Origin of the sequence: Halomonas sp. MMSF_3323 (assembly GCF_030733595.1) — a bacterium.
Taxonomy (GTDB): domain Bacteria; phylum Pseudomonadota; class Gammaproteobacteria; order Pseudomonadales; family Halomonadaceae; genus Halomonas; species Halomonas litopenaei.
In genome coordinates, this window is record NZ_JASHIT010000004.1 from 157,640 (window position 1) to 163,639 (window position 6,000).

At 66.0% G+C, this 6,000-nt stretch carries 7 protein-coding genes; 6 read left to right on the forward strand and 1 reads right to left on the reverse strand.

Annotated features, from left to right (window positions below):
- The first annotated feature begins 206 nt into the window (after positions 1–206).
- The 5 genes from RBB39_RS03260 to RBB39_RS03280 all read left to right on the forward strand — a co-directional run bounded on the left by RBB39_RS03260 (position 207) and on the right by RBB39_RS03280 (position 4,910).
- Entirely contained in the window at positions 207–1,127 is a 921-nt protein-coding gene (locus RBB39_RS03260; protein WP_108133355.1) for a 3-keto-5-aminohexanoate cleavage protein, read from the forward strand.
- Positions 1,124–2,077 carry an L-carnitine dehydrogenase gene (locus RBB39_RS03265; RefSeq protein ID WP_045994797.1) on the forward strand — a complete coding sequence of 318 codons (954 nt, stop codon included), beginning with the start codon at positions 1,124–1,126 and terminating at the stop codon, positions 2,075–2,077. The genes RBB39_RS03260 and RBB39_RS03265 overlap by 4 nt, the downstream gene beginning before the upstream one ends.
- Positions 2,077–2,529 (forward strand): thioesterase family protein, encoded by a 453-nt coding sequence (locus RBB39_RS03270; RefSeq protein ID WP_045994798.1) that lies wholly within the window; start codon positions 2,077–2,079, stop codon positions 2,527–2,529. Before RBB39_RS03265 ends, RBB39_RS03270 begins: the two co-directional genes overlap by 1 nt.
- A 40-nt stretch (positions 2,530–2,569) precedes the next feature.
- Positions 2,570–3,388, forward strand: a complete 819-nt coding sequence (locus RBB39_RS03275) for an alpha/beta hydrolase fold domain-containing protein (RefSeq protein WP_045994799.1) — start codon at positions 2,570–2,572, stop codon at positions 3,386–3,388.
- A 130-nt stretch (positions 3,389–3,518) separates the two neighbouring features.
- Complete coding sequence (locus RBB39_RS03280; protein WP_045994800.1) at positions 3,519–4,910, forward strand: BCCT family transporter; 1,392 nt, start codon at positions 3,519–3,521, stop codon at positions 4,908–4,910.
- Between the two features lie 168 nt (positions 4,911–5,078).
- On the opposite strand, the gene RBB39_RS03285 is transcribed toward RBB39_RS03280, so the two are convergent.
- Complete coding sequence (locus tag RBB39_RS03285; RefSeq protein ID WP_052704527.1) at positions 5,079–5,672, reverse strand: hypothetical protein; 594 nt, start codon at positions 5,670–5,672, stop codon at positions 5,079–5,081.
- Here RBB39_RS03285 and RBB39_RS03290 point away from each other — a divergent pair.
- On the forward strand, positions 5,661–6,000 hold a 340-nt coding region (locus RBB39_RS03290; RefSeq protein ID WP_306168785.1), incomplete at its 3' end, for a hypothetical protein. The two genes, RBB39_RS03285 and RBB39_RS03290, sit on opposite strands and share 12 nt — an antisense overlap.

Below are 6,000 nucleotides of genomic sequence, written 5' to 3' on the forward strand. Positions count from 1 at the left end.
GGATACGTCGATGAACGTGCTACTTGGTGGCGCTCGTTGCCGAATCCTTTCCTCGCACTCTCCCTACCCTCCTCATCACGCCTGTTCTGGCACAGATTGGCAGCGACACCAAGGATGTCGCATGACGTCAACAAAACGACGGTTGGTGCCAAGTGACAGGCCGTCATCTTCGCCACACTGCGCCCATTCACGACGAGGAGAGCATCATGAACCGCAACGTCATTCTGACCTGCGCCGTGACCGGCGCCGGCGACACCACCGCCAAGAGCGACAAGGTTCCGGTCACCCCCGAGCAGATCGCCAACGACTGCATCGAGGCCGCCAAGGCCGGCGCCAGCATCGCCCACATCCACGTGCGCGACCCCGAGACCGGTGGCGTCAGCCACTCGCTGGATCACTTCCGCGAGGTGATGGAGCGGGTGCGCGAGGCCGACACCGACATCGTCATGAACATCACCGCCGGCGGTGGAGGGGACTGGATTCCGGACAGCCAGGATCCGACCCGTGGCGGCCCCGGCACCGACATCCAGACCCCGGCCCAGCGCCATGAGCCGGTGGGCGAGCTGCTGCCTGAGCTGTGCACCCTGGACTGCGGCAGCCTCAACTTTGGCGACATGATCTACGTCAACTCCGCCGACTGGCTGCGTGAACACGCCCGCCTGGTGCAGGCCGCCGGGGTCAAGCCTGAGCTCGAGTGCTTCGACCTGGGCCATGTATGGTTCGCCCGCCAGCTCCAGGCCGAAGGCCTGATCGACGGTGACCCGCTCTACCAGCTGTGCCTGGGCATCCCCTGGGGCGCCGAGGCCGACACCGAGACCATGCTGGCCATGCGCAACAAGCTGCCGACCAACGCCAACTGGGCGGCCTTCGGCATCGGTCGCCACCAGATGCCCATGGCCGCCCAGGCGGTACTGCTCGGCGGCCACGCCCGCGTCGGCCTCGAGGACAACCTCTACCTGGAAAAGGGAGTACTGGCCTCCAACGCCCAGCTGGTCGAGAAAGCCGGTCGGATGATCAACCACCTTGGCGCCAACGTGATGACCCCGGCCGAAACCCGCAAGTTCCTCAAGCTGCGCGACCCGTCCACCGGTCAGATCGCCGGCGACAGCGCTGGAGGTGATGCATGAAACAGCTATCCGTCATCGGTACCGGCGTCATCGGCAACGGCTGGATCGCTCGAGCCCTGGCCAACGGCTGGCGTGTTGCCGCCTTTGACCCCGACCCCAAGGCCGAGGCACGCACCCGTGCCTTCGTCGACAATGCCTGGCCGTCACTGGAAAAACGCGGCCTGGCCGAGGGCGCAAGCCCCGACAACCTGCGCTTTGCGACGTCGCTGGAAGCCGCGGTGGACGGCGCCGACCTGATCCAGGAAAACGTGCCCGAGCGCCTCGAGCTCAAGCGCAGCATCCTGGCCCAGATCGACGCCGCGGCGCCGCCTGAGGTGCTGATCGGCTCCTCGACCTCGGGCTTCAAGCCCAGCGACCTGCAACAGGGCTGTCAGCACGCGCCCGGCCGGGTCATCGTCGCCCATCCCTTCAATCCGGTGTATCTGCTGCCGCTGGTCGAGCTGGTCGGCGGCGAGGCCACCCAGGCCGAGCACACCGAGCGGGCCCAGGCGCTGTACCAGGCACTCGACATGCGCCCGCTGGTGGTGCATCGCGAGATCGAAGGGCATATCGCCGATCGCCTGATGGAGGCGCTGTGGCGGGAGGCCCTGCACCTGGTCAACGACGGTGTCGCCACCACCGAAGAGATCGACGCCGCCGTGGTCTACGGCTGCGGCCTGCGCTGGTCACTGATGGGCACCTTCCTGACCTTCCATCTGGCCGGCGGCGATCAGGGCATGCGCCACATGCTGGAACAGTTCGGCCCCGCCCTGAAGCTGCCCTGGACCAAGCTCGAGGCCCCGGAGCTGACCGACGAGCTGATCGATCGGGTGGTCGAGGGCTGCGAGCACCAGGCCGCGGGTCGCAGCGTGTCCGAGCTGGATCGCCGTCGTGACGACTTTCTGGTCGAGCTGCTCGGGCTGGTCCAGAAGTACTGGCCGGAGGCGGAAGGCCTCGAGGGGCGCATCTGATGGCGCTGCTCGACACCGACGTCAAGCCTGACTGGGTCGACTACAACGGCCATATGAACGACGCCGAGTACGCCAGGGTGTTTTCCCTGGCGGTCGACACCCTGATGGAGCGCATCGGCCTCGACGAGGCCGGGCGCCACCGGCACGGCTACACCCTCTACACCCTGGAGACCCACCTGCGCTACCTGCGCGAGGCCCACCAGGGGCAGCCCCTTCAGGTCGAGGTCACGCTGGTCGATCGTGACGCCAAGCGCCTGCATCTGTGGTTCGAGCTGCACAGCGGCGAACAGCTGCTGGCCACCAGCGAACAGATGTTGATGGGCATCGACCTCGACAGCGGTCGACCGGGACCTTTCCCCGAGGCGGTGGACACCGCCATCGCTGCGCTGCCGGTCATCTCATCGCCCGCTCCCGAGGGACTCGGGCGGCGTATCGGCATCGTCCGACGCTGACGGCGCCATCAGCGCAGATTCGGCCAGGGAACACCAGACCATGACCATCGATGACTTCGCCGAACGTTTCCAGGCCGGGCTCGACGCCATGGCGACGATGCCGATGAACCAGGCGAGGCGCCACTACGACGAGCTCTGCGCCAGCTTCGCCGGCCCCGTACCGGCCACGATCGCCGTCACCGACGAGGTCATCGACGGCGTCGGCGTGCGCCGCTATCGGCCGCACCTCGGCGCCGAAGGCGTGGTGCTCTACGCCCACGGTGGCGGCTTCACCATCGGTTCGATAGAGAGCCACCAGGGTGTCGCCGCCGGTCTTGCCCAGGCCCTCGGGCGAGAGGTCGTCAGCCTGAACTACCGGCTGATGCCCGAGGCGTGCTATCTCGCGCTGCTCAACGACGTCGAGGTGGTCCGTCGGCGGCTTGCGCCGGTTGCCCTGGTCGGCGACAGCGCCGGTGCCCGGCTGGTGCTGGACGCCGCCAGGCGTGCTGCCGACGACAGCCCCCTGGGCCTGGTCTACCCGCTGCTCGGCACGCCAAGCGACACAAGCCTCGGACCGGACGCGCCGCTGCTCAGCCGTCAGGACGTGTTGGCAGCCTGGTCAATGATCGCCGAACAGGCTCGCCGGATCGGCGACGACCTGCCCGCCAGCCGGGCCATCGAGTGCCTGGCCGTGGAGCATGACCCGCTGACGCCCCCCTTGCTGGCAACACTGGATGAATGGCGCCGCTGCCACCACCAGATCGGTGTGCATATGGCCGAGGGCATGTTGCACGGCGCCCTGCACGCGCGCTCGTCACTGCCTGCCATGGAGGCTGCCTGGCGAGCATTCTGCCGTGCGCTTGCCGCACATCTTGACTAGAGTCTTTTCTCTAAACGCCTTGTTTTTCAAGTGCTTGAATCGACTAACCGGCACATTTTCGTCGTCTTTACCCTGCCCAACCGAGGACACCGCCGACCGCCCGCCCCTCCAAAACGACAACGAGACGCCAATGAACCAGAACATCACCACTTCGGTCGCCACCGTGGCCACCGTCATCGCCCTGATCTCCTTTGCCGCCCTCGCCCCAGGCCCCTTCCAGACGCTGCTTGACGCCATCAAGGTCAACGTCATCGGCAACTTCGGTTTCATCTTCACCTACCCGGCCTTCGCCGCCTCCATCGTCTTTACCGTGCTGATGTTCACCCCCCTGGGGCGGCTCCGGTTCGGCCAGGGAGATCCCGAATTCTCCACCCTGGCCTGGCTCGGCATGCTGTTCGCCACCGGCATGGGCATCGGCCTGGTGACCTGGGGCGTGCTGGAACCGCGCTACCACGTCGATGCCGGCCACAGCACCGACCAGGCCCTGCTGTACGCCTTCAACCACTGGGGCCTGCTGGCCTGGGCCGGCTATCTGGCGATCGGCGTGATCTTCGCTCACGCCATGTACAACCTGAACATCGACAAGCCCGCCGAGACGCTGCTTGGTGGCGGCTTTCTCAGCAAGCTCAACCTGGTCAGCCTGGTGGTGTCTACCGTCATCGGCCTGTCGCTGACCTTCTCCTACGCCACCGATCCGCTCAAACAGAGCCTCGAGCAGTTCTTCGGCATCGACGCCAGCCCCACCCTGATCATACTGGTGCTGTCGCTGTTCGCGATCGCCTCCAGCGCCTCGGGGCTCCAGCGTGGCATCAAGTGGCTGAGCAACTACAACACGCTGTTCGCCCTGTTTCTGATGGTCAGCGTCTTCGTGCTGACCTCACCGCTGGACATCCTCGGCACCTTCACCCGACTGTTGCCGGAATACCTGGTGAAGTACCCGGCGATGGCGACCGATATCGGCCTCGGCGATCCCGAGCACAAGGCCTGGCTGGCGGACTGGCTGTACGCCTTCGAAGCCGCCTGGTACGGCTGGTTTGTGTTCACCGGCGTATTCATCGCGCGTATCTCGAAGGGCCGCACCCTGCGCCAGCTGGTACTGGGGGTGATGCTGGTGCCGAGTCTGTTCTCCTGCCTGTGGTTTACCACCTTCGGCCTCGGCGGACTCGAGACCGGCTCCGAGGACGTCTTCGCCCTGATGGCGACCCTCGACAGCCATGGCGTGCTGTCGGCCGTCCTGGCGCTCAACATCCTGCTGTTCTTCGTCACCAGCGCCGACTCGGCGGGACTGGTCTGCGAGATGCTGACGGTGCGCCGCTCACGAGCCTTCTGGATCGTTGCCATGGCCGCCCTGGCGGTGGTGATCAACTGGCTGGAAGGCGACATCTTCAAGGTCATTCTGACCCTGATCTCGGTCGCCGCCGTGCCTGTCGCCTTCGGAATCTTCGCCCTGGTCGCCGCCTTCCTGGTGCGCATCCGAGGCAGACACGATGATCTGAGCGACAGGCAGGGCCAGGACTCCTGAGCCGCATTGTCGAGTGCCACCCCAACGACCAACGCAGACAGGGCCTGTAAACAGGCCCTGTCTGCGTCATGACCAGGTGTGGTTGGCGGACTTACGTCCAGGGGCCAGCGTCGGCAGACGCCGGCCCCTTCACGCTAGCTCTGGGATGCTAGCTCAAGGGCAGTTCCATCAGAACTTGCCCAATTCGGCCTCCAGCGGGAACATCGCCGCCGACAGCTCGCCTACCGTCATCACCGGAGACTCCGGCGCCTTGGCCGTCGGCCAGGCCTCGAGCAGCCCGTCGTAGCCCTCGACCAGGGCATCGTAGGCACCCGCCTGACGGAACATGTCGGCGTGGCGCTCCAGCGACTCCCGGGCGGTCAGCACAAAGCCACGACCGTCCTGATACTCGACCACGTTCTTGAACTCGCCGTCATCCACGGCTTCTTCGTACTCGTGCAGCGCGGTCTTCAACAGCGCCAGCTGGACCTTGGCCTGAAAGCCCGCATCCTGCTCGAGGCCATCGTCGACGTCGGCCATGGCCGAGAGGATGGTCTCGCGAAGCGATGCGTAATCCTGTTCGACCTCGCTCCAGTCACCGCCCTGCTGCACCTTACCGGAGAAGGCTTCCAGCTCAGTATCGAAAGCGTCAATGCCACGGCTTTCCAGCGCAGGCGCGATGCCGGGGTACACCTCGTGGTAGGGATGACCAAAGTGGGGGTAGGACGCGGTCTTGGCCCCCTCGGTGTAGAGCTCCTTGGCGACCTCAAGGTGGCCGAGCATCAGCGCGAGCTCAGTGGTGTAGACGCCAGGGTTGGCCGCGTCGACGTGGCCACCTTCGCCGCCTTCGCCACCTTCGCCGCCTTCGCCACCTTCACCGCCTTCACCGCCTTCACCGCCTTCACCGCCTTCACCGCCTTCGCCGCCTTCACCACCTTCGCCGCCTTCACCGCCTTCACCGCCTTCGCCACCTTCACCACCGGAAGACGCCGTCAGATAGGCAAAGACCGCATAGGGATCGCTGGCGAGGGAGGCACTTTCACCGCCTTCGCCGCCTTCGCCGCCGTGGCCGTGCTCGCCACCTTCACCGCCTTCGCCGCCGTGGCCCTTC